16 protein-coding genes are annotated in these 23,280 nt (G+C 69.3%); 8 read left to right on the top strand and 8 right to left on the bottom strand.

Annotated features, from left to right (window positions below):
- Window positions 1-29: 29 nt before the first annotated feature.
- The 3 genes from D7V93_RS44395 to D7V93_RS06360 all read right to left on the bottom strand — a co-directional run bounded on the left by D7V93_RS44395 (window position 30) and on the right by D7V93_RS06360 (window position 6,151).
- Complete coding sequence (locus D7V93_RS44395) at window positions 30-1,265, bottom strand: hypothetical protein (protein ID WP_147451058.1); 1,236 nt, start codon at window positions 1,263-1,265, stop codon at window positions 30-32.
- Window positions 1,266-1,336: 71 nt separating this feature from the next.
- Window positions 1,337-2,047, bottom strand: coding sequence for a transmembrane-type terpene cyclase (locus tag D7V93_RS06365; RefSeq protein ID WP_120642516.1), 711 nt, complete (start codon window positions 2,045-2,047; stop codon window positions 1,337-1,339).
- A 66-nt stretch (window positions 2,048-2,113) separates the two neighbouring features.
- Window positions 2,114-6,151, bottom strand: a complete 4,038-nt coding sequence (locus D7V93_RS06360) for an AAA family ATPase (protein WP_158623659.1) — start codon at window positions 6,149-6,151, stop codon at window positions 2,114-2,116.
- Between the two features lie 179 nt (window positions 6,152-6,330).
- Between D7V93_RS06360 and D7V93_RS06355 the strand changes: the two genes are divergently transcribed.
- Entirely contained in the window at window positions 6,331-7,491 is a 1,161-nt protein-coding gene (locus D7V93_RS06355) for an oxygenase MpaB family protein (RefSeq protein WP_120642514.1), read from the top strand.
- A gap of 27 nt (window positions 7,492-7,518) precedes the next feature.
- Here the strand turns inward: D7V93_RS06355 and D7V93_RS06350 are convergent, their stop codons facing one another.
- Window positions 7,519-8,340 (bottom strand): WD40/YVTN/BNR-like repeat-containing protein, encoded by an 822-nt coding sequence (locus D7V93_RS06350; protein WP_120642513.1) that lies wholly within the window; start codon window positions 8,338-8,340, stop codon window positions 7,519-7,521.
- Window positions 8,341-8,907: 567 nt separating this feature from the next.
- On the opposite strand from D7V93_RS06350, the gene D7V93_RS06345 reads away from it, so the two are divergent.
- Window positions 8,908-9,852, top strand: a complete 945-nt coding sequence (locus tag D7V93_RS06345) for a hypothetical protein (protein WP_120642512.1) — start codon at window positions 8,908-8,910, stop codon at window positions 9,850-9,852.
- Here D7V93_RS06345 and D7V93_RS06340 read toward each other — a convergent pair whose 3' ends face one another.
- The 4 genes from D7V93_RS06340 to D7V93_RS06330 form a co-directional block, all read right to left on the bottom strand.
- Entirely contained in the window at window positions 9,853-11,025 is a 1,173-nt protein-coding gene (locus D7V93_RS06340; protein ID WP_120642511.1) for a lanthionine synthetase C family protein, read from the bottom strand.
- 56 nt (window positions 11,026-11,081) lie between these two features.
- Window positions 11,082-12,569, bottom strand: a complete 1,488-nt coding sequence (locus tag D7V93_RS06335) for a class III lanthionine synthetase LanKC N-terminal domain-containing protein (RefSeq protein WP_120642510.1) — start codon at window positions 12,567-12,569, stop codon at window positions 11,082-11,084.
- Between the two features lie 145 nt (window positions 12,570-12,714).
- Window positions 12,715-12,849, bottom strand: a complete 135-nt coding sequence (locus tag D7V93_RS47290; RefSeq protein ID WP_279636855.1) for a hypothetical protein — start codon at window positions 12,847-12,849, stop codon at window positions 12,715-12,717.
- Window positions 12,850-13,191: 342 nt separating this feature from the next.
- Window positions 13,192-14,379: a DUF4388 domain-containing protein gene (locus tag D7V93_RS06330; RefSeq protein WP_120642509.1), complete on the bottom strand. Its 1,188-nt coding sequence runs from the start codon at window positions 14,377-14,379 to the stop codon at window positions 13,192-13,194.
- Between the two features lie 243 nt (window positions 14,380-14,622).
- On the opposite strand from D7V93_RS06330, the gene trpS reads away from it, so the two are divergent.
- The 6 genes from trpS to D7V93_RS06300 form a co-directional block, all read left to right on the top strand.
- On the top strand, window positions 14,623-15,636 hold the full coding sequence (trpS, locus tag D7V93_RS06325; protein WP_120642508.1) for a tryptophan--tRNA ligase: 1,014 nt from the start codon (window positions 14,623-14,625) through the stop codon (window positions 15,634-15,636).
- A gap of 144 nt (window positions 15,637-15,780) precedes the next feature.
- On the top strand, window positions 15,781-16,656 hold the full coding sequence (locus D7V93_RS06320) for a segregation and condensation protein A (RefSeq protein ID WP_120642507.1): 876 nt from the start codon (window positions 15,781-15,783) through the stop codon (window positions 16,654-16,656).
- Window positions 16,643-17,638: an SMC-Scp complex subunit ScpB gene (gene scpB, locus D7V93_RS06315; protein ID WP_120642506.1), complete on the top strand. Its 996-nt coding sequence runs from the start codon at window positions 16,643-16,645 to the stop codon at window positions 17,636-17,638. The genes D7V93_RS06320 and scpB overlap by 14 nt, the downstream gene beginning before the upstream one ends.
- 31 nt (window positions 17,639-17,669) lie before the next feature.
- Window positions 17,670-20,294, top strand: a complete 2,625-nt coding sequence (locus tag D7V93_RS06310; protein WP_120642505.1) for a pseudouridine synthase — start codon at window positions 17,670-17,672, stop codon at window positions 20,292-20,294.
- Between the two features lie 97 nt (window positions 20,295-20,391).
- Window positions 20,392-22,506 (top strand): HEAT repeat domain-containing protein, encoded by a 2,115-nt coding sequence (locus tag D7V93_RS06305; RefSeq protein ID WP_120642504.1) that lies wholly within the window; start codon window positions 20,392-20,394, stop codon window positions 22,504-22,506.
- A partial coding sequence (locus tag D7V93_RS06300) for a tetratricopeptide repeat protein (protein ID WP_504739563.1) occupies window positions 22,507-23,280 on the top strand: 774 nt, incomplete at its 3' end.

The following is a 23,280-nucleotide window of genomic DNA, read 5'->3' as shown; positions in this document are numbered from 1 at the left end:
AGGCGCTCCGGGACGACGTCACCGAAGCGCTACGGCAGCAACGCCTGGAAGAGGACCATCCCCTGCCGGATGTCCTCGACCAGCTTGTCCACCGGCTTGAGCCCTCCGAACACCGACGGCCCGTAGGGGAGCACCACCGGGCTGAAGCCGTTGTCCGTGAGCAGCTTGTTCAACACCACGAAGATGTTCAGCCGCCCGTTCCCATCACTGAAGAAGTGGCCCACGTGGAGCGCCCGGACGGTCCGGGCAATCAGCCTGAGCAACAGCGTCTCCGCCTCTCCGCGCGGCATGGCCGCTGGCACCGCCGCCGCCGCGGTCGCCGCCGCCGTTGGCGGAGCCTTCACCGAGGCTCGAAGCTCCTCGAGCCCCGCGTAGTACCGATCCAGGATCTTCTGGATGCGCACTCGTGCTTCGGAAGGGCTGTAGGTCGTCATGATGACGCCCGAAGCTTGCACGATGGTCGGAATGCCAGACGCGGGCGTGCTGCCCTTGAAAATCACCGCATCGCCATCCTTCGCAAGTTCCTTCACCGACAGCCCGTAGTCATCGAAGGTCGCACCGCGATACGCCGTCGGTGCATCGAAGACATCGTGCGGGAACGCGCGGAAGGTCGTGTTGTTCGCGAAGCCCGCCTCCTTGCCCGCCATCTTGCACATCCCGAAATGGAGCGCGAAGTAGCCCTCCGCGTCGAGGCGGCACTGGAACTTGCTCCCCTTGCCATGGAGGTAGTCCTTGAACGTGGCCAGCATTGTCTTGCTATAGCCGGGTGACTCCTGTCGATCGAACAATGTCTGCGGATCCGGCTGAGCGTGGTACTCCCTGTCGATGAACAGGTGCCACCACGCGTGGATGGGCAGCGCGTCCAATCCCGGCGGCGTCGCGTGTCTGCGCAGCAGCCCCCTGCTCAGCCGCTTCCAGTTGTCCGCCGCCTGTCGCGCCCGTGCTTCGTGTGCCGAAGCCGTCGCCGGAGAGGCGGCGCCGCTCGGAGGGCTCGCCGCGGTGCTGGCGATCGGCGCAAGCCGGAGGAGTGGGCGCCGCGACGACGACGATCCGGAGGACCCACCCTGCGGAAACGCGAAGACCGGTCGGACGTTCCCCGCGAAGTACAGGCCGGGGGGCCCCCCATCACGGGTGATGTCATCGAAGGACACGACGGTGCCTGTCGGCGGGTGGGCGCCCGTCGGTAGGAAGTACCACTCGCCCCTCCCGTCCCGGATCATGTCCTTCTGCATCACGGCGTTGAGAAGAATGGTGCCTGAAGGCATGGCTCACGTTTCCTGCGCTCGCCCTGCGAGTGCTGGCGAGAGCGCACGGTAGGTGGAGAAGCATAGCAGGCTCATGCCTGGGCCGCGGCCAGGCCGGGCACCGTCACGGGCTTCATCACCAGGTAGAGGTAGAGGCCATCGAACAGGAAGATGGTGACGCTGAGGAACGTGAGGAACGACACCCCCGACACGCCGAGGTCGACCTGTCTCACCAGGATGTGGCACTCGATTCCCGTGGCGAGCGTTCCCAACAGCTTGAGCCACGCGACCGGGACCGAGAGCCCCCGGCGCGTCTCTGCCCGCTCGAAGTACATCCCCACGAACAGGACGCTCATGACCAGGTTGATGATGAACGCGGTCATGAAGCCCAGGATGTCTTTGTACATCTGGATGAACGTGTACTGCCCGAAGAAGGCCAGCACGAGGGTGAGCGCGACGACCGGGTAGAAGTACCGACGCAGCTCCGCGCGCGTCTGCTCGGCGCGTCCGTAGCGCAAGAGCTGCCAGACGATGATCAGGTCGAGGAAGAACCAGGCCCGATCCAACCCACTCCAGAGCGGCACTGGATTGGGGGCAATCCAGGCCGCGATGCACTCCCAGGTGAAGTTGAGGCAGATGGCCAGCAGCGGCACGCCATAGGTCTTCTCCCGGGCGCACTGCCGGATGATCAGGACATAGGCCACCACCCAGAGGACGCAGCCCGCGACCCCCAGGAGGTTCCACCAGGAGAAGGCATTGAACGCATGGGGATCGATTCCGCGAAGACTGTAGAGAGGGTGCACGCGAGGGCTCCACACTGCCTGTGGGGATGTCGTGTTCGGCTTGCCGGGCGTCGGGCGGGCGGTGCCTCAGCCCACCGCGGTCGCGGGCGCTTCCGCGAAGAGCTCGGGGGCGAGCGCCTGGGTCGCTTGGAGAGGATGGGTGGCCTCCAGGCGCATGAAGATTTCGCGAGCCTCGATCAAGCAGTCCCTGCGCTGATGGGGATCCAGGGTCCAGCGGCCCAGCTCCTGGAGCGCCAGTCCTTCCTCGAGCTCGAGGCCATACCTCCGTGCGGAGTCCTTCGCCCGAGCGAAGAGCCGGAGGGCGCGGGCTCTTTCTCCCGACAACGCGTGGTGGACACCGTCCAGGCGCTCGTCGGAGGCCTGCCAGAAGGGGTGAAGCCGGACGAGGAGTCGGAGCGCCCGCCGCGCTGTCTTCGCGTGCGCCCTCCACGTCCCCGCCGTGGTCGGGTTGCGGGTCTGGGCGTCTTCCCAGAGGGCCTGGCAGGCCTCCACCAGCCCGATGAGGAGCGGCGCCTCCAGGGGCAAGAGGGGAGAATACGTGTGGAGGACCTTGAGGCCGCGCTCCGCCTCGTCCTGGGCGGCTTCCATCTTCCCCAGGCGGGTCAAGGCGAGGGCCGCCGCGGAGTGGATCCCGAGGACGGTGTGGGGATCCTCTTTTTCGAACCGGGGAATCAGGGGCTCGACTTCACGCAGTCCCGCGATCACTTCCGCGGGGCGTGCCAGCGTCAGCAGCGCGACCGCGCCATAGATGTGGGCCCAGCCGATCTGCTGTGCATTGGCGTTCTGCTGTCCGAGCGTGAGCAGCGCCTCGCGGTGGGGAAGAATCCGCCGCGCATCGCCGCACGGGAGCAGGGCGTGGATGAGCGTCACGAGCGCATGCCCCGCGCCGTGGAGATCGTTCAGTTGCCGCATCCGCTCCACCGCCTGTTCGGCCAGTGAAATGCTCTGCCGGTGCGAAGCGCCAAAGCCGAGGAGGGAGGATTCGGCGACGAGGCTCAGTGCGCGCAGACCTGGATCGGAAACCGAGCGCGACAGCCCGATGTAGCGTCTGGCGAGCTTCGCGAGTCGTGCGGTTCCCACCGCGAAGCCCAGCTGGAGGTAGGCCATTGCGGCACCGGTGGGCTGGCGTGCCGCCTCCGCGTTGTTGATGGCGATGAGGCTGCAGGTGAGAAGCCTCGAATAGTCCCGATTGAAGAAGAAGAGCCGCCCCGCCAAGGCGAGGGCCCGGGCTTCGAGCACGAGGCGCTCGTCCTCGCCAGCAACGGGCGTCAGGGCGCGCGGGACCGCGAGATGGGCCAACTGCCGTCCCACTTCCCAGAGGCTCCGCGTCATCCAGCCCAGGCGGCTCTGGGGCAGGCGGTATCCCAGGTAGCCAAAGGCCTCTTCCAGTGCCTCGTGAGACCTGGAGATCTCTCCCACGCTGTGAAGCGCTTCGCCGATTCCGGTGCTCCAGCGGGCGCGTCTCAGGTTGTCGATGCGCAGCTGCGCGCTCGCACTCCGCGCGTCCGCGAGGAAGGCATGCGCCTCACGGAAGGCGCCCGTGGCGAGTGCCCCCGTGCCCGCCTGATCCAGGGAGTCCACCGCCTTGGACAACTCCCCCGCGCTCTTCCAATGGTGCGCCAGCCTCGCGTGGAACGCGACGTCACGCCGGGGTGCGGGCAGGCGCTCGAGCAGCACCGCCATGTCCCGGTGCAGCCGCCGCCGTTGGGAGAAGACCATCCGCTCGTAGGCCGCGTCATGGATCAGGGCATGCGCGAAGGCGTAGGTGGTCCTGGCTTCCGAGGTCTGCCGCGTCACCATCCGGGCCTGGCTCAGCGTTTCCAGGGCATCCCCCAGCAGCGTCCGGTCCGCGTCCACCGGGTAGAGCTCCTGGAGGAGCTCCAGCGGGAAGACCCGGCCGATGATGCTGGCCGTCTTGAGGACGAGTTGCTGCGTGGGCGTGAGCCTGTCGATGCGGCTGCTCACCACGCCCTGCACCGAGTGGGGCAGGTCCAGCTGGCCCAGGTCCACGCCCGACGCGAGGTGGGCCACGCCTTCGATGACCACCAGGTAGCCGTGCTCCACCAGGCTGGAGGCAAGCTCGCCGCTGAAGAAGGGATTGCCCTCCGCCTTCACGCGGATGAACTCGGCAATCGGAGGAGACAGCGTGCGCACCCCCAGGCGCTCACAGACCAGGGAGATCGCATCCAGCGCATGCAGCCTTTCAAGCTGGAGGAGGGTGGTCCCGGGCGACTCCCGGAGCCGGCGTGCTTCGGCGGGCAGGCTCTCCATGGGGCGCCCGGCGAGGACCATCAGCACGCGCTGGCTCCGCGCCCGGACGGCGGCGACCAGCTCCCACGATGAGGAGTCCATCCAGTGCACGTCATCCAGCACCACCACGTGCAGGCGCGCCTGACAGGCATCCGCGAGCAGGCCCACCAGCAACTCTCGCGTGTTGCTCGCATGGAGCTGGCCGGACAGGCCCCGGAGCTGCTCGTGCTCGGGAACGTGCACCCCCAACAGCCCGTTGAGGAGCGAAGCCATCTCCCGTGCCTCGGGGCGGCCCTCCAGCAGGCAGAGCAATCGGGCGGTGCGCGTGGCCTCGTCCGGCAGCTCCTTCAGGCCCAGGATCCGCACCAGGGGCTCACGCCAGCAGTGCAGCGGCGTCGTGATCTCCAGGGCATTGGCTTCACCGACGCCCGCTTCGACTCCCACGCCCGCCGCCGTTTCGCGCAGGTACTGCACCAGACGGGATTTGCCCATTCCCGCCTCGCCTTCAATCCAGACCAGGCCGCCCTCTCCGCGGGATGCCAGGGCATTCACGGCCGCGGAAAGCTGGCCGCGCTCCTCCCTTCGCCCCACCAGGGTCGTCTGTCGGGTGGAGGGCCGGTGGCTGGCGCTGACCACGACGGGGCGGAAGATCTCCACGGGCGCCTCCCGGCCCTTGACCAGGATGGAGGGGAGCGCATCGAACGCCAGCGGGCCCGAAGCGAGCCGCGCGGTGGCGGCGTCGCACAGGACGGTCCCCCGCGCCGCCTGCATCAACCGCGCGGCCAGGTTCACCGCCCGGCCCACCATCATGTACTCCCGCCGGAAGGCCGTCCCGTAGGTGCAGAAGAGGATGCGTCCACTGGTGAGGCCCACGCAGGGTGACAACCCCTGCTGGCTGAGCGCGGCATGGATCCTCAATGCCGACCGGCAGGCCCTGACGGCATCATCCTCGTGGGACAGCGGCGGCATGCCGAAGGCCGCCACCGTGACGACTCCCTTGTCGTCCACCACCAGTTGGGTGGAGCACCCCTCGTAGCGTTGCAGCCCCTCCTGGATGGTGCGGTAGGCCCGTTGGAGCGCCTCCGGGTGCTCCCCGGCGGACAGGGACGGCTCCGTCAGCCCGATGAAGAGGATGGTGACGTTGCGGAACTCCGCGAGCCATTGGGCGTGGCCCGCGTCCAGCCGGCGCAGGACCACCTCTGGCAGGTACGACCGCAGTCCAGGCTCCATGCGGGGAAAGGGCTCTGGAAGCCGGACCCGGGGCAGGGGCAGGGGAGCGAGCGCCTTCAAGCGAAGACGGCCGGAGGGCAACACCTCTCCTTCCGCGACGCCGCGCAGACACCGGGCCGTCTCCGCGCAGAGCACCACGTCTCCCGGTTGGGCTTCGTGCTCCGCCCGCGCCATCTCCAGCAACACCGGGCCGCTGGCGAGGAACTCCCAGCGGCCATTCTCCCCACCCACGTCGGACAGGACCACGGTCCCGGCGGAGATGCCGATCCGCAACTTGAGCTGGAGCCCCTCCACCTCCAGCTGCTCCACGGTGGTCTGGATGGCCTGTGCGCACTGCGCAGCCATCCTCGCGGAATGGGACAGGTCCTCCGCGGGCCAGAGCGCCAGGATGGCGTCCCCCGCGAAGCGGAGGATGTCTCCGCCGTGGTCCAGCACCGTCTCGAGCAGCGTGGAGAAGCAGGTGTTGATGATGCCACTGAGGCGCTCGGCGCCCTCCGGACCGCTGCGCTCCAGCGTCTCCGTGAGGGGCGTGAAGCCGGTGATGTCCGCGAGGAGGATCACCGCGGGTCCCGAGCTGCGCGCCCCCTCGCGCGGGCGGGTCTCGTCATCCGCCAGCCCCCGCACCAGTGCACTCGGAACAAAGGCCGCAAGGGCTTGCAGGCGTGAAGTGGGAGTCATCGGGCCGGCCGCATCACAGGGGGGCTTGAGGGAACCGTTGGATATCGACAACATATCCCGGAACCAGGTTGACATTGAAAGCCCCCACCTCTCAGGGCAGCCCCACCTTCCCAAGGAGCCTCTTCATGTCTGAATCAGTTTGGACTCAGCCCTTCCTGGACTCGATGCGAACGGTGGGCGACCCGCTGGCCGATGACGCCGTGGCCACGCTCTTCCAGCAAGGGGACACCGCGGCCGTCAATGCGTTGATGCAGACGCTCGTCCGCAATGATGGACTTCCCCCCGCGCAGCTGCCGCCGATCATCCTCGACTATCTCCAGAAGACGTCAGCCTTGCCGCTGCTCGAGCCCGCGAAGGTTCGCCGTGCGCAGACGTTGTTTGGATTGTTCGGGCCCGAGATACTGCTGGTGCTTGGCTTCTACTCCCTGCCCGCTGCCTACGCGGCGCGCAAGGGCGTCCAGGTGCTCCACCGGACGGGCGTGCTCCTCAGGGGACCGCTGCGCCGCGTCTTTGAAACCACGCAGATGGTGGTGGATGTCATGGCGGACGGAGGGCTGGGGCCCGAGGGCCGCGGGGTCCGCTCTGCCCAGAAGGTGCGACTGATGCACGCGGCCGTCCGCCACCTCATCACCCACGAGCCGCGCAACCCGTGGAGTGAGGAGTTGGGCGTGCCCGTGAACCAGGAGGATCTCGCCGGCACGCTGATGACCTTCAGCTTCATCGTCCTCGACGGCCTCCAGCGCCTGGGCGTCATCCTGAGCGCCGAGGACCAGGACGCCTGGCTCCAAGCCTGGCTCGCCATCGGGCGGATCATGGGCGTGCGTGAGGATTTGCTCCCCGCCACAGTCGCCGAGGCCAGGACGCTCACGACGCTCATCCACCAACGGCAGATTGCTCCCAGCCCTGAAGGGATGGCGCTCGCGGATTCGCTCCTGAAGGGCTACCAACAGCTCATGCCCCCGGGCCCGCTGCAGGGAATGCCCGCCAGCCTCGTGCACTTCTTCCTCGACGTGGATCCGTTCTCCGGCCAGGACGTCGCCGCGATGCTCGGCATTCCCCCGGCGGACTGGACCCAGTCCGTCATCCACGTCGTCAACACCGTGGGCGCTGCGTTGGGGGAGTTCGGCCTGCACGATACGCTGCCGGGGCAGGTGATGGCCCACGTGAGCCGGCTCACGATCGAAGCCATGCTGCTCGTCGAACGCGGTGGGAGCCGGGCCCCCTTCTCCATCCCGGACAAGCTGCTCAGCCAGTGGAAGATCGCGCCTCGCGCGATCTCGGCCTGAACCCGGCTCCCGTGGCCACCGTGCGAGCTAGGGGCCGTGGAGGACGGTGCCACCGGCTCCGACGATCCAGACGTCGTGGGGGCCCGTGCCGGAGACGCCATACAGCTCCTGCGTCGTCGGCGATGCCACCTGCGTCCAGGCGTCGCCGTTCCAGTGCATGATCATCCCTCCCGAGCCGACAGCCCAGACATCGCTCGAGCTGCTCCCCCAGACGCCGTGGAAGTAGGGGAAGGGAGCCTTCTGCTCCATGACGCGGCCGGAGGAGGACCTCCACCGCATGAGCACTCCCGAGGAGCCCACGGCGAAGGCCTCGTTGGCGGAGGAGGCCCAGACGCCCTGGAGGCCCGTCGTCGTGGGAACGGTCAGCTGCTCCCAGTCGGTCCCCGCCCACCGCATGATCATACTGTCCTGGGCGGCGAAGGCCGCGCCGTCCGCGAGCATGAAGACGTCCGACACCTCGGTGTAGGGATGGGGGGCGCCCGTGGCGAACTTCGTCCACTTCGAGCCGTCCCAGACGAGCGCGTAGCGCTGATCCCCCTCCTTGCCGACCGCCATGGCGCTCCGAGCGGACACCGCGGAGACGCCCTTGAGCAGGGCTGCCGTCGGAGAGGGGCTGTACACCGACCAGGTGCCGTCCTTCAGGGACAGGAAGGTGCCGCCTTCGCCCACCGCCCAGCCTCCACCCTCGGCGAGCGTCACCGAGTTGAGATCCAGGGACGTCGGTGAGCCGGCGGCGCTCCACTGGCTGCCATCCCACCGCAGCACGGTTCCACCGGAACCCACGGCGTACACCTCCGTGGGCGTCACGGCGGCCACATCCCGCAGGGTCGCCGTGGTCGTGCTCGGCACGAGCTGGAACCCACTCAACGGGCCCGCATCGGTGGGTCCTGCGTCGGGAGCAGGGCCCGCATCGGTGGGTCCTGCGTCAGCCTCAGGGCCTGCATCGGGCTGCTCCGATGAGCAGGCGCCTTGCTGGCACACGGATCCCGACCCACAGGCGACGCACGCCTGGCCGAAAGAGCCACAGGCCGAATCCACGGTGCCCCGGAGGCACACGCCCTGCTCGTTGACGCAGCCCTCGCACCCCGTCGGGTTGCACGCCGCGGCCATGGCCACGCCCACGATCAAGCCCAGGCCGAGGGCCAGAGCACTTCCTCGAAATGTCGACATCCGCGCAACCCCTGCACCCGGTCCCGGCCCGCCAGGTGTCATCCATCCCTGCGGAGCCTATTCGTCACGAGCCGCGACGACTGGCTGTGTCGAACTCCGCGAGGAGCAGGTAGGCGTCCGCCACCCCACGTCCCCGCTGTCCCTCAGCCGACGCCGTCCTGCACCCAGGTCTGGGGGGCACAACCCGGACCTCCGTAAGTGCGAGGATTTCCAGTGTGGATGCCAATGATTCGCCTAGGGGGTAGGATGTCGACTTCGCTTCGGGTGGGACTGTTGCTCGTGGTGTCGTGTCTGACGGTCGGGCCAGGCTGCGGTCCGGTGGAGGACCTGCCCGAAGCGCTCATCGAGGAGACCGGCACCGTCGAGCAGGAGGCAGCGACCGCGAACGGGCTGTCCTTCAACGGGCTGTCCTTCAATGGCATGTCCAGCAATGGGCTGTCCTTCAACGGGCTGTCCTTCAACGGGCTGTCCAGCCAGGGGCTGTCCTCGTCCCAATTCGTCACGTGGTTCCAGACGAACCCGGTGCTCGCCAACATGGTGATGCGCTACGTGGTGCGGTGCGCGGTGCCGGCGGGGCAGACGCGGAGCTACCTGAACCCGAGAACGGGGACGACGCATACGTGGGCGGGGTTGCTCGGCCTCGCGCCGGACTGGGCCCAGGGCCAGCGGGCCACCACGACCGAGCAGCAGGTCGTGTCGGCGTGCCTGGCCGCGCATACCACCACCTCGGGGAATACGATGGCCATCTCCGTGCTGGGACTCGATGGCAGGGGACAGGTCATCCCCTACAGCCCGTCGGAGCTCACGGGCTTCTCCGAACAGGAGGCCTGCTTCTTCGGAAACCTCTTCACCGATGAAGGCATCTATGTGGCCAGCAACCAGGGCCTGCTGCGTGGGAGTCAGAGCTCCCCGCGCGGGTGTGCGCTGTCTCCGGGGCCGCTCCAGCGGGTGGAGGAGAACTGTCCGCCCATCGTCCCGCTCTCGAGCTGTGACATGTACTGCGACTCGAGTCTCCTCAAGCCCTATCACTCGCGCTGCACCTACCGGGGCAAGAGCTACCGGCCCATCACCACGCGGCTGCGGAAACAGGATGTCTTCCGCTGTGGGGACGGCGTCTGCCAGTACACCGAGTCGTGCGGCCTGGGCACCAGCTACCGGGACTGCCTGAGGGACTGCGGGCTCTGCCTGTGACTAGCGACGAGGAGGCTCGCCAAACGAGAGGTCGTGGAACCTCCGGGGCTGGGGAGTCAGCGCCCGGTGGAGGAACAGCCCGATCCCCGCGCCTCCCACGCCGTAGTCGTGGCTGATCCTCACGAGGTACCGCCCCGGGAACGCCACCCCTTCGGGGCGGTCGATGCGGTACAGCAGCGTCTGGGTTGCCTTCTGTCGCGCCAACTCCAGGTAGCGGTGCTCGCCGGTCACCTGGAACATGTCCAGGAGCGATTCGCCCATGGACGCGAGTCCCTCGAAGAGGTGGGGGGCGGCGGAGAAGAAGGCCTCGCACCCGCGCGCCGCCCTGCGGGCCACGTCCAGATAGCGCTCTTCCTTCAGCACCTCGAAGAACCGGATGAGCGCCGAGGTCACCCCGGCGCCTCCCCGCAACCAGTAGGGGCGGTGTCCCAGGGCCCCGGCCGTCACACCCCAGAGCAGGGTGTCGCCCCGCTCCTGTCCCTGGGCGATATCGAAGTCCATGGCCCCCCGCGCTCCCTCCAGGTAGCGGGCTTCGCCCGTGGCACGCCAGAGGTTGAGCAGGAAGAAGGCCACGCCGCTGCTTCCGAGCGCGAACCCGAGCCGGGCCGAGGGCTCGTCGCCGCTGCGCCACCAGAGGCCCGCGTCACCGCGCTCGGCGCTCTTCAGCAGGTGTTCGCCCGCGCGACAGGCCAGCTCAAGGAACTTCGCGTCCCGGGTCCGCAGATGGAAGGCCAGCGAGGCCAGTCCCCAACCGGCCACGCCCTCGAAGATGTCCGGGGCCTTGAACGCCAGGGAGGACCTGGGCACCAGGTCGAAGAGCTCCAGCCCCCGCTCGAGCAGGCCCATCTCGGCGAAGCTCCAGGCAACGCCCGCGATCCCGGAGTAGAGCCCCGGTGGGTACAAGGTAGGGTCGACGGGCTGGGCCAGGAGCCACTCGCGCACCGCCTGGGGGAGCTCGCCCAGCGCGTCGTGCAGGAACAGGGCTGTCCCACAGGCGCCATAGGCCAGGTTGAGCGGATTGGTCTGGAACGCCATGGCGTCCGCGGGAAAGAGCCGGTCCGCGCGCTGGGTGTCCATCGTGGACATCATGTGTCGCGCGAGGCCGCGGATCGCGTCGCGGAACGTGTCGGCTTCCGGCAGGGGCGCGGAGTGGGCTTCGTTCATGGGCGGCATGGCGCGGAGGCTCCAGCGATGGACGTCATTCGTGGGGTGGCGGTGCTCTGGAGGCGCTATCGCTTCAGGGGGTCCCACGACTCAACCACCTGGCGGGCCACTTCGGGACGCCCTTCCAGGAGCTCCTGGATGACGGTCCGGATCTGCGCCGGCAGACCCGCCTCGATGAAGTGGTCGAGGATGCGAAAGATGGGCTGACCCTTGTCGAGTTCGAAGAGGTTCTGGACCGGGCAGAAGAGGTTGTAGAGCAGCATCCCGCATGCGTAGAAGTCGTCGAAGGGCTCCAGCGTGCGCGCCTGACGGCGCTCCGGCTTCCGGAAGCCGGGGTTGAACCACTGGCCCGAGAAGGGCGAAACCCCTCCGCTGACCAGGGCCCCTTCGAAGTCGATGAGCCCGAACTCTCCCGTGTCCCGGTTCGCCAGGACATTGCCCGGCGAGATGTCCCCCACGAGCACCCCGCGCGCGTGGATGGCCTCCACCGCGTCGAGCAGGCGCAGCGCCAGTCCCCGCCACTCCACGCAGAACCGGATGATCCGCTCGGGATCATCCATGTTCGTCATGACGATGAAGTCGTCGTTCGCCCGCATCGAGGCCAGGGCCGTCCCGTCGATGTACGTCGTGACGAGGAACGTGTGTTCCCACTCCTGGAACAGGTCGATGACCTGCGGCACACAGGACAGGCCCCGCAGGCGTTGGAGGACGTCGTGCTCCTGCTGGAGCGCGACGATGGCGTCGACCGTGCGGTCCCCGCCCATCCAGGCCTCCGTATAGGGGCGCGCCTCCTTGATGACGACGGTTCGACCGGTGGTGCGGTCAATGGCCTTGTACACCCCGCCGGTGTTCGTGAAGGTAAACGCTTCCTGGACGTCGTAGCGGTCGTGCAGGAGCTCGCTGTCGCTCTCCGGGACCTCGTCCTGGCCGGGAAAGGGATCCTGCACCCACTCGGGGAGGCTGAAGTAGGGCCGCCTGTCGTCCGCGATCCAGGTGCCGTCAGGCTTGCGGATCATCAGGGTCTGCATGCCATCGGTGCGCAGATCGTACATCCGCTGAAAGCCACCGTACCGATAGAAGACCGACTTGCTGTCCCGGTATCGCTTGTCAGACAGGATGTACGGGCCCTTGAGGTCTTTGGTCGCCTGGTGAAGGGCCTCGATGAGCGTCACGAAGGAGCGCTCGTCTGGCGGGTAGATGGTGACGAACTTGCCCGAGCCGCCCCGGGCGTACCGTTTCGAGTTCAAGAAGCGGAGCAGAAAGGGGTCCGCGACAATCTTGAACGTCACCTCCGCGCGCACGCACTCCGGCACGACCCTGCGCAGAACGGTCTCTGCATCCGCCACCGAGGACGAGACGTGGATCTTGAAGCCTTGCGGCTTCAGCACCGAGCGCTCGAAGCTCGCCTTGAGAAAGACATCGAACCGGGAAATCGACCAGTCCGGGGGCAGGAGTGACTTGAGGAGTTCGGGGTAGGCGGAGGAGACCGGGAAGCGGCTCAGCGTCTCGAAGTAGTCTGGATTGGTCAGGGTGTAGAACGAGAACTCTTCCATCAGGCCCCTCGCATCGCTGGCGCCGCGTGGCGTAACCCCGAAGAACTTCGGCCACCAGCTCCAGCGCAGACACCGTCGCGCGGGAACTGGTGGCCACCACCCATCCCTCCGTTCATGAAACGAATGGATGGATGATCAGGAACGACTAGGCGCCGCAGCCGACGCTGCAGCCGCTGGCACCACCACCGCTGATGATAATACAGTTCACGCTGCTGCCGCTGGCGTTGACCGCGGTGATCTCCTCCACCGGAAGCTTCTGAAGGTCGAGAATCTTCTTCATGGCCATCTCCTTGGATTCGGGGTGTAAGTCTACTTCCTGGTTAGGCCAGACAACTTCTATAGAAAAGTGAGAGAAGATCAAGCCCCCAAGGATGAATAGCTATCGAATGCCTGACAATTGGCATTGGCTTCCGGGGGTGGGAGTGGTGTCTGGTGTTGAAGAGGCATACCTCCGTCCACACGACGTTGATGGCCTTGCCGTCATTGGCAACCACGCGCAGTCGGCTGAAGCCCCAGATGGCGCTGGTCCGCACGGCTTTGACGTGCACGCCGACGACATTCCCTGCTCAGCTTCGCGCCGGGGCATGAAGGCCTTCTTTCGGGCTCCGGGTTCAAGCAGACGTCAGCCGCCCGCCAGCTCCACCAGGTTCAAACCATACGGATCCGTGGTGGTGCGCCGGTTCGCGGGTGCTCCTTCGCCCGCGGCCAACGGCGCCACGCGGATGAGCCCCGCCGCCATCAGCCGGTGCACGGACCGCGACGCGGCCAGCTCCCCCATGGCCGCCGTGCGCAGCGCCTGCCGGAGGCTCCGGCAGCCCCGCAGCTTCGAGTACAGGTACAGGTCATCCGCCGTCAGGTCCGACGGGGCAGGGCGGGGGATGGGCTCGAACACGAGCCGCCCGTCCAGCGCGAACAGCTCATCACTCAGCGAAAGCGTCAGCCCCACCTCCGCCTCGCGGTACAGCGCGTGCGCCTCCGGCACCGGCCCGCGCTCCAGCACCTGCGCCGCCAGCGCCACCGCGTGGTCGTACTTGCGCGACGACAGGAACGCGCGCACCAGCGCCAGCAGCTCCGTGAACTCCGTGGACTCGCCCACCTGGAGCCCCTTGGCCTGGTGCGGCGCCAGCGCTCCGCGGCGGTACAGGTGCAGCACCCAGCGCGCGGCGAACAGGGGCGCCTCCCGCGCGCTCGCGAGCAGCTCGCCCAGCGTGGCCCCTCCGGCGGCCAGGTCCAGCAGCACGTCCTCCTCCTCGGAGAAGGTCTCCACCGCGAACTCGCGGAACACGCGGAACGTCGTGTCCAGGCGGGGGAAGATCTCCCGGAACATCGCCCACTCGCGCAGGCGCGCCACCGCGTCCCGGTGCAGCGTGCTCAAGGGCAACCGCAGCCCCACCGCGCGCCCCGGCAGGGGCAGGCCCGGCGTGAACTCCACCTCGCCCGACTCCCAGGCGTAGCAGTCGAAGAGCGCCTCGCGCGCCTTGTGCTCCATCGCCTCGATGAGCTGCGACAGGTCCACGAAGCAGCGCTGCACCAGGTAGGTGCCATAGGGCATGTTCGCACCCTCGGCCGCCTCGAACGCCGCCGCCGCCCGGGGCGCGTCCAGGATGCGCAGGTTCACCAGCACCTGCGCCAGATGCTCGCGCGGCTCCGTGGACGCCACGCCCACCAGGTGCCCGTCCCGCAGGTAGAGCTCCCGGCGCACCGCGCCCCGCTCCACCCGCAGCGTCCCCTCCAGTCCTGGCGTCGAGTAGAGCGGCGGCAACACCAACTGGAGCCGGTAGCTGGCCAGGTTTCCCGTGAACGCTTCCATCCGTGGGCGCCCTCCAAGGCGGGCTGACTGCTGCGTCAGCCGCCAGGGTAGCGGCAGACCCGAGCCCTCTCAACCCCCCGGAACTCCTCGTCTTTTCCTGGAGTGCCGCAATATTCCAGGCAGAAGCGGGGCGCGAATGTGGGGCGGAAGACGCCTGGCGCCAGCCTCAACGGAAGGTTGCAGGGGAGGGGCCATTATGCGAACGAGCCGTGTCCTCCACCCGTCATTGGAATGGCAATCGCTATGCGGACTCTCTCAGGTGTCCAGTCGTCCGGAAGGCTGCACATTGGCAACTATTACGGGGCGATGCGGCAGTTCGTGCAGCTCCAGGATCAGGGCGAGGCCTACTACTTCATCGCCAACTACCACGCGCTCACCACGGTGCGGGACCCCAAGCTGGCGCTGGAGCTGACGCGCGACGCGGCGCTCACGTACCTGTCGCTGGGCCTGGATCCGAAGAAGGCCGTGCTCTTCCGCCAGAGCGACGTGAAGGAGGTGGTGGAGCTCTACTGGATCCTCGGCACCGTGGTGCCGCAGTCGAACCTGGAGCGCGCGCACAGCTACAAGGACAAGATCGCCAACAACATCAGCCCGGACTTCGGCCTCTTCGCCTACCCGGTGCTGATGGCGGCGGACATCCTGCTCTACAGCGCGGATGCCGTGCCGGTGGGCAAGGACCAGGTCCAGCACATCGAGTTCGCGCGCGACTGGGCCGTGAAGTTCAACACCCAGTACGTCCCCGGCTACGACCCCGCGGATCCAGAGGGCAAGGAGCGCGGCCACTCGCCCGGCATCCTCAAGCTGCCCGCCGCGCACCTGCAGGAGTCCGCCGCGACGGTGCCCGGCATCGACGGGCGCAAGATGTCCAAGTCCTACGGCAACACGCTGGAGCTGTTCGGCGAAGAGAAGGACCTCAAGAAGCGGATCATGTCCATCAAGACGGACTCCACCCCGGTGGAGGCGCCCAAGCCCACCCAGGACGCGCCGCTCTATGACTTGCTCAAGCTGATGCTCCCGGCCGCGGAGTTCGCGGACGTGGACGCGACGTGGAAGGCCGGCGGCAAGGGCTACGGCGACTACAAGAAGAAGCTGCTGGAGGCCTTCCACACCACCTTCGGCCCGGCCCGCCAGCGCCACGCGGAGCTGCTCGCGGACCCGGGGGAGGTGGAGCGCATCCTCCAGGACGGCGCCCAGCGCGCCCGCGCGGAGGCCACCCGCCTGATGGACCAGGTGCGACGGGCCGTGGGAATCCCCTGAACACCCGTTCCTGTTCGAATGTTTGACCCACCTGGAAGGCACTGTTAAGGAGATCTGTCCCTCCCGGCACGCGCTAAAGGCCGGAAATTCGGGCCCTTGCGCGATGACGAAGCCCCTCCCACCTCCCCCGAAGGACGCCGTCCGGTGAGCGAAGGTCGTAAGCCACCACCGCCCGACGACCTCCCGCCAGACCCCGACGGGGAGGGGACGCCGCGCACGCCCGCGGACGCCTTCCGGGTGGCGCTGCCCAACTTCGAGGGGCCCCTCGACCTGCTGCTCCATCTCATCAAGGAGCACCGGGTCGACATCTTCGACATCCCCCTGGCGCTCATCACGGGGAAGTACCTGGAGTACCTGGAGCGGATGCGGGAGCTGAACCTGGACATCGCCGGGGAGTTCCTGGTGATGGCCTCCACGCTGGCGCACTTGAAGAGCCGCATGCTCCTGCCCCGGCAGGACGCGGCCCAGGTGCCCGAAGGCGCGGACGCGCTCGCCGCCGTGGAGGAGGTTCAGGACCCGCGCGCGGAGCTGGTGCGCAGGCTGCTGGAGTACCAGAAGTACAAGGACGCCGCCGAGCACATGGCGAAGCAGGACATCCTCGACCGGGACGTCTTCGCGCGCCGGGTGCCGGTGGAAGCCGTTCCCATCCCGGACGACGAGATCGGCCTCCAGGAGATCAGCGTCCTGAAGCTGGTGGAGGCGCTCGACCGGGTGCTCGAGCGCCTGACGCCCAAGGTGCAGCACGAGGTGGTGCTGGAGCGGGTGAGCCTGTCGGAGGCCATCCTCCGGCTGGCCGAGCGCCTGCGCGCGGACGGGACGGTGGTGTTCGAGGCGCTGTTCACGGAGGCGGCCACGCGCCAGGAGGTGGTCATCACCTTCATCGCCATGCTGGAGATGGTGAAGCGCCGCCTCATCAAGGTCTTCCAGGAGGAGCCCCTGGGCCCCATCCAGGTGACGCCCAACGGGGACGCGCTGCAACAGCTGCTCCCCACGGAGGTCGACGAGAGTGACTACCGGTAACGGTCCCGACGACGGTGACGAGACGCCCGCCCCGGGCACACCTGGAGGCCCCGGGCAGTTCTCCGAGGAGGAGATCGCCGCTGTCACCGGCCCCGGCCCCGACGACGCGGAGCTGGACGGGGTGGAGCCCGCCGCCATCGAGGAGGACTCGGACGACATCGTCCCCGACCTCCAGAGCTCCTTCGAGAAGCTCGTCTCCAAGAGCCGCAACCTGTCCGTGGACCGCATCCGCACGGTGCTGGAGAGCGTGCTCTTCGTCGCAGAGCGCCCCCTGTCCGTGGACGAGCTGTACCAGGCGACGGGAATCCATCGGGACGCCATCACCCAGGCGCTTGATCAGCTCTCCGGCATCCACCGCGAGGGCATCAGCGGCGTGGTGCTCTACGAGGTGGCGGGCGGGTGGCAGTTCCGCACGGACCCCCACTCCGCGGAATACGTGCGGCGCTACCTCCGGGTGAAGCCGCAGCGGCTCACCCGGGCGGCGGTGGAGACGCTGGCCATCATCGCCTACCGGCAGCCCGTCACCCGGCCGGAGCTGGAGGACATCCGGGGCGTGGACTGCGGCGCGGTGCTCAAGGCGCTGATGGACCGCAAGCTGGTGAAAATCCTGGGCAAGCGGGAAGAAGTCGGCCGCCCCATTCTTTATGGAACGACGCGCGAGTTCCTGGAGTTCTTCGCGCTGAAGGACCTGTCGGCGCTGCCCACGCTGCGGGAATTCCACGAATTGACCCAGGAGCACCGGGACATCGTGGAGAAGGAGGCGGCGCCGCCGGTGCCGGTGGCATCGGGGACGGTGGCGGCGCTGTCGGACCCGGGCTTCACGAAGCGGATGGAGAAGAACGAGGCGGCGAGTGAGGCCGCGCTGGAGGAGCTGGAAGAGGCCATGGCGGCCGCGGAGCGGAGCCAGAAGGTCAGTTCCAGCGTCCTGGAAAGCCCCCCATCACCCGGGAAGGGTGATAGCGAGGGCCCCAAGCCCGAGTGACGGGCGGCAATGGAATGGAAGAAGGCAAGGAATGGCGGCGGAACGTTTGCAGAAGTACCTGGCTCGCGCGGGAGTTGCTTCGCGCCGGCACGCAGAAGAACTCATCACCTCCGGTCGGGTGGGCGTCAACAACCAGACGGTGACGGAGCTGGGCAGTCGGGTGGAGCCGGGCACGGACCTGGTCACCGTGGATGGGAAGCTCGTCACGCCGCCAGAAGAGTCGTCGTACTACCTGCTGTACAAGCCCATTGGCGTCGTGACGACGCTGTCGGATCCGCAGGGCCGTCCCACCGTGGCCAACTACGTGGAGGAGACGGGCCGTCGCCTGTTCCCCGTGGGCCGCCTGGACTACGACGCGGAGGGCGCGCTGCTCTTCACGGATGACGGGGCGCTGGCGCACAAGCTCACGCACCCCAGCTTCCAGGTGCCGCGCACGTACCTGGCGAAGGTGAAGGGCCTGCCGGACATGCCCACCATCGAGAAGCTGCGCGGCGGCGTGCGTCTGGAAGACGGCATGGCGACGCCGGTGTACGTGGGCCTCTTCGAGAAGGCCGAGCGCAACACCTGGCTGAAGATCGTCGTGGCCGAAGGCCGGCCGCACCTCATCAAGCGCCTGTGCGCGGCGGTGGGCCACCCGGTGGTGCGCCTGTTCCGTCCGGCCTACGCGGGCGTGGGCGTGGAAGGGCTGCGTCCGGGCCAGCTGCGTCAGCTGAAGCTGTCGGAGGTGATGCAGCTCAACGAGGTGGCGGAGGGTCGCGCGCAGCCCGCGGAAGCGGAGATGAAGCTGCCGCCGCGGCGCCACGGGCGCGCGGCGCCGGGCTTCGACGGGCCGGACGACGACGAGACCGAGCTGTCCATGGACGACGACGCGCCGATGCCGCCGCGCAAGTCCGCGGGCAAGGCCGAGCGTCCGGACAAGAAGGCCGCCAGCAGCAAGGCGCCCACGGGTCCGAAGACGCGCGAGGCCCGGCCAGAGCGCAAGGATTGGAAGGGCGTGCAGGACGGTGGCACGCGTCCGCCGAAGTTCGCCGTGCGGGGGGCCACGCTGCCCACGGAGGACGAGGACCTCGATGACGCGGAGGTGCCGACGTTCGACGACGACGGTGAGGAAGTGGCGGAGCCGAAGGCCGAGGGTCGCCGCGGCGCTGGACGTGCTTCGGAAGGCGCGGGTCGATCCGGCGGTGACGAGGGCCGTGCTCCGCGCGCGGGTGGTTTCGGCAAGCCCGCGGGCGCGGCCGGTGGCCGCTTCAGCAAGCCGGCCGGGGCAGGGCGCTTCGGTAGCGCCGAGGGCGGTGCTCCTCGTGGTGGCGCTCGCTTCGGCAAGCCGGCGGGTCGCGGCGGTGACGAAGGCGCTCCGCGTGGCCGCTTCGGTGACAAGCCCGCGGGCGGTGGCCGCTTCGGCAAGCCGGACGGGGAGCGCGCGCCTCGTGCGGGTGGTTACGCCAAGCCCGCCGGTGCGAGCCGCTTCGGTGGTGATGAGGGCCGTGCGCCTCGTGCGGGTGGTTACGCCAAGCCCGCCGGTCGCGGCGGTGACGAAGGCGCTCCGCGAGGGCGTTTCGGCAAGCCGGCGCATACGGGCGCGGGACGCGGTGACGATGCGCCTCGGGGCCGCTCCGGCGGTGACGAGGGTCGTGCTCCGCGCGCCGGTGGTTTCGGCAAGCCCGCCGGTGCGAGCCGCTTCGGTGGTGACGAGGGTGGTGCGCCTCGGGGTCGTCCGGCCGGTGCGAGCCGCTTCGGCGGTGACGAGGGTCGTCCTCCGCGCGCCGGTGGTTACGCCAAGCCGGCGGGTCGCGGTGGTGACGAGGGTCGTCCTCCGCGCGCTGGCGGCTTTGGCAAGCCCGCGGGTCGCGGCGGTGACGAGGGTCGTCCTCCGCGCGCCGGTGGTTTCGGCAAGCCGGCCGGTGCGAGCCGCTTCGGTGGTGACGAGGGCCGTCCTCCGCGCGCGGGTGGTTTCGGCAAGCCCGCGGGTGGTGGTCGCTTCGGCAAGCCGGACGGAGATCGCGCGCCTCGCGCCGGTGGTTTCGGCAAGCCGGCGGGTCGCTTCAGCCGTGACGAGGGTCGTCCTCCGCGCGCGGGTGGTTTCGGCAAGCCCGCGGGTGGTGGTCGCTTCGGCAAGCCGGACGGTGATCGTGCTCCGCGCGCTGGCGGTTTCGGCAAGCCGGCCGGGGCAGGGCGCTTCGGCCGTGACGAGGGTGGCGCTCCCCGTGGAGGCGCTCGCTTCGGCAAGCCCGCCGCTGGTGGCCGCTTCGGCAGCAAGCCCGCGGGCGGCAGCCGCTTCGGTGGCGGCGAGGGCGGTGCTCCCCGTGGCGGCGCTCGCTTCGGCAAGCCAGCCGGCGGTGCTTCTCGCGGCGAAGGCCGTCCGGAGCGTCGTGAATGGAAGCCCCGCGGCGAGTCCGCGGGCGGCGCGGGTCGTCCCGAGCGCCGTGAGTGGAAGCCGCGTGGCGAGGACTCCGGCAGCCGGGGTCCTCCGCGTGAGCGTCGCGGTGGCGTAGGCCGCACGTCGAGCGCGAGCCGCCCTGGCGACTCGGCCCGGCCCACGGGCGAGCGCATCGTGCGCGCGGGCATCCGGAAGGGTCCTCCGGACGAGGGTGCCAGCAAGGCACCTCGCGGAGCGGCCGGTCGCCCGGCTCCGCGGGGCCCCCGCCGTCCTCGCTGAACCATCCCTCCTCCCGGGTCGTGCCGTCGGTGGGCGGCCCGGGGGGGCGTTGATATAACCGCCGCCTACCTCCACCGTCCGCCTCTGCGGGAGAACGATGCGAATCCGCGTGCGCCCCCTCTTCCTCGCCCTGACCCTGCTCGTCGGGTGCAACGGCAACCGGGATCAGCTCCTCGCGGAGATCCAGGACCCCCGTCCGGAGATCCGCGCCGCGGCCGTGAAGAGGCTGGCCGCCCAGAACAACGCGGACGACCTGGTCCTCTTCACGCGCGCGGCCAAGGACCTCTCCGGCATCGTCCGGGGTGAGGCCGCCGCCGCGCTCGGTGAGAGCCAGGATGCGCGCGTGGTGGACCTGCTCGGAGAGCTGCTCGAGGATCCGGACGAGGCCGTGCAGGGCCAGGCCGCCCTGGCGCTCGCCAAGGTGAAGAACGACAAGGCCAAGGCGTACCTCACGCTCCAGTACGGACGCCGGGGGCGCGCCACCCGCCAAGTCATCGTCCAGGCCCTCAAGAGCACGAACGTCGCCACCCCCATGGCCACCGTCGTCGCCGCCGAGTCCAAGGGCCTCTGGGATCGCAACCTCCTGGCCCTCACCGAAGGCGCGCTCCCCGAACGCGTGGGCGCCGCCGAGGAGCTGGGCAAGAGCGGCCGTCCCGCGGCCGTCAACCAGCTGCTGCCCATGGTGCGCGACAGCCAGGTCATCCTTGCCGCCGCCGCCGTCCGGGGCCTGGGAGACGCAGGTGATTCGCGCGCCGTCGCGCCCATCGCGCTGCTGCTCGACGAGAGCTTCCCGGAGCTGCGCGAGTCCGCCATCAGCGCGCTGATGAAGCTGCAGGATCCCACGGCCGCCACGCGCCTCCAGGCAGTGGCGGTGGAGAAGAGCGCGGTGAGCCCGCTCGCCACCGACGCCATCCTGACCTTCCAGCGCACGCCCGCCACGGATGCCGCGCTGTGCGCCATCGCGCTCGACGGTGCGCGCGCCGAGGCCCTGGCCGCTGGACGCGCCATGCGCTCACGCGGAGGCTGCCCCGCGGAGCCCATCGCGGAGCGCCTCGCCAAGCCGGTCTCCGCCGCGTCGGGGCTCCAGGCGGTGGCGGGGCTGGGCCCGTCCGCGAAGGCGCTCCTGCCCAAGGTGACGCCGTGGCTCAACCAGCCGGACGTCACGCTGCGCACGCTCGCGGTGGAGGCGGTGACCCGCGTGGGGGATGCCTCCGTGGCGCCCACGCTCCAGAAGCTCTACGAGCAAGAGATCGCCGGCATCACGGCGCTGCGCGCGGACTGGATCCCCCAGGCGCTTCCCCTGAAGTACAGCCCGGAGCTGGATCCCTCGATTCCGCGCGCGCCGGGAGCGAAGGACGACAACCGCACCGGCAAGCACGCGCAGCTCTTCGAGAGATTGCAGGCGCTGAACGCCGCCCGCGCGAAGGAGGCCGGGCGGGTCGTGGTCCCGCCGCGCGTGCCCTCGGAGCTGGGGGACGACGTGGAGGCCGCGAAGCTGGAGCCGCTGGCCACGCTGCTGACCGGGCTGGGCGCGCTCAAGGCCCCCGGCTCGCTGGAGCTGCTCAAGGGCTACGCGAATGACCAGAGCCCGGTGCTGCGCGCGGCGGCGCTGGTGGGCCTGACGTACGCGGGGCCCGAGGGCGTGGAGATCGCGCGCGCGGCGCTGCTGGAGCCCGACCGCGAGCTGCAGAAGACCCTGGCGCTGGCGCTGGCCGAGCAGGGCGAGAGCGGCCAGCTCGCGCTGGTGGCCTCCCTGCCGAAGATGGGCAGCGAGAAGCTGGTGGTCCTGGGAGCGCTGGCGCGCGTGGGACCGCCACCCGCGTCGGCCTCGGAGGTGCTGCAGGGCGTGGTGAAGGAGGGTGGGGCGGAGGCGGCGGTCGCGGCGATGTTGCTGGGCCGGATGGGCGCGAAGGACGCGGTGCCCACGCTGCTCAAGGCGCTCGACGACTCCAACAGCGTGGCCCGGCGCGACGTGCTGCTGGCCCTAGGCGCCATTGGCGACGCGAAGTCGGCGGAGGCGGTGGGCCGCGACCTGTACCACGACCTTCCGGAGATCCGCGCCGCGGCGGCCACGGCGCTGCGCAAGATGAACTCGGGCGCGGAGGCCGAACCGCTGGAGGCGCTCAAGGGCGACTACTTCCGCGAGGTCCGCGTCGCCGCGGGTGCCGCGCCCTTGAAGGACGACGCCCCGGTTGCTGGCGGGGCGCAGTGAATGGAGCTGCGCGAGCTCAAGGACAAGGCGACGGAGGCCTTCACCAAGGGCCGTTTCGCCAAGGCCGCCGAGCTGTACGCGGAGTGCTGCCGCGCTGATCCGAAGGACCACCAGAGCCGCCTGCGCATGGGCGATGCCTGGTCCAAGGCAGGCCAGCGCGACCGGGCCGTCACCGCCTACCAGTCCGCCGTGGAGGGCTTCGCCAGGGAGGGCTTTCTGCCGCGCGCCATCGCCGCGAGCAAGCTCATCCTCGAGCTGGATCCCTCCCACCAGGGCGTGCAGCAGATGCTCGCGGACCTGTACGCGCGAAAGGGCACGCCGACCACGTCCCGGGCGAAGCCCAAGGACAGCGCGCCCGCGACACCTCCTCCAGTCCCCGTCATCCCGCGCGAAGCCGCCCCCACCGCGGCGCCCGTCGACGCGAAGCCGCCGCCCCCGGACACGTCGAGCGCCGCCGCGCCCGATGACACCGAGGTGGTCCTCTCCGTCGAGGTCGAGCTGCAGGTCGATCCCGAACCCGACGCGCCTTCCGAAGACCTGACGCTCCAAGCCACGCCGGAGCCGCAAGCTCCCGCAAGCCCCGTCCTTCCGCCTTCCACCGTGTTGCCGCCTCAAGCCGCACCGCGCGAGTCCGTGCCCCCGGGCCTCTCCGTCCGGGTGACGCCTCAGCGAGCCCCGCAGCCCCCCTCATCCATGCCCGAGCTTCCCCAGATCCGGACCCCCAGCGGACGTTGGCAGGCCCTCGCGCCGCCCATCGCGGGGCCCGCCGAGCCC

Source organism: Corallococcus llansteffanensis (assembly GCF_003612055.1).
Lineage (GTDB): Bacteria > Myxococcota > Myxococcia > Myxococcales > Myxococcaceae > Corallococcus > Corallococcus llansteffanensis.
The sequence above is the reverse complement of the archived record's forward strand: the minus strand, read 5'-3'. Positions and strand labels throughout refer to the sequence as shown.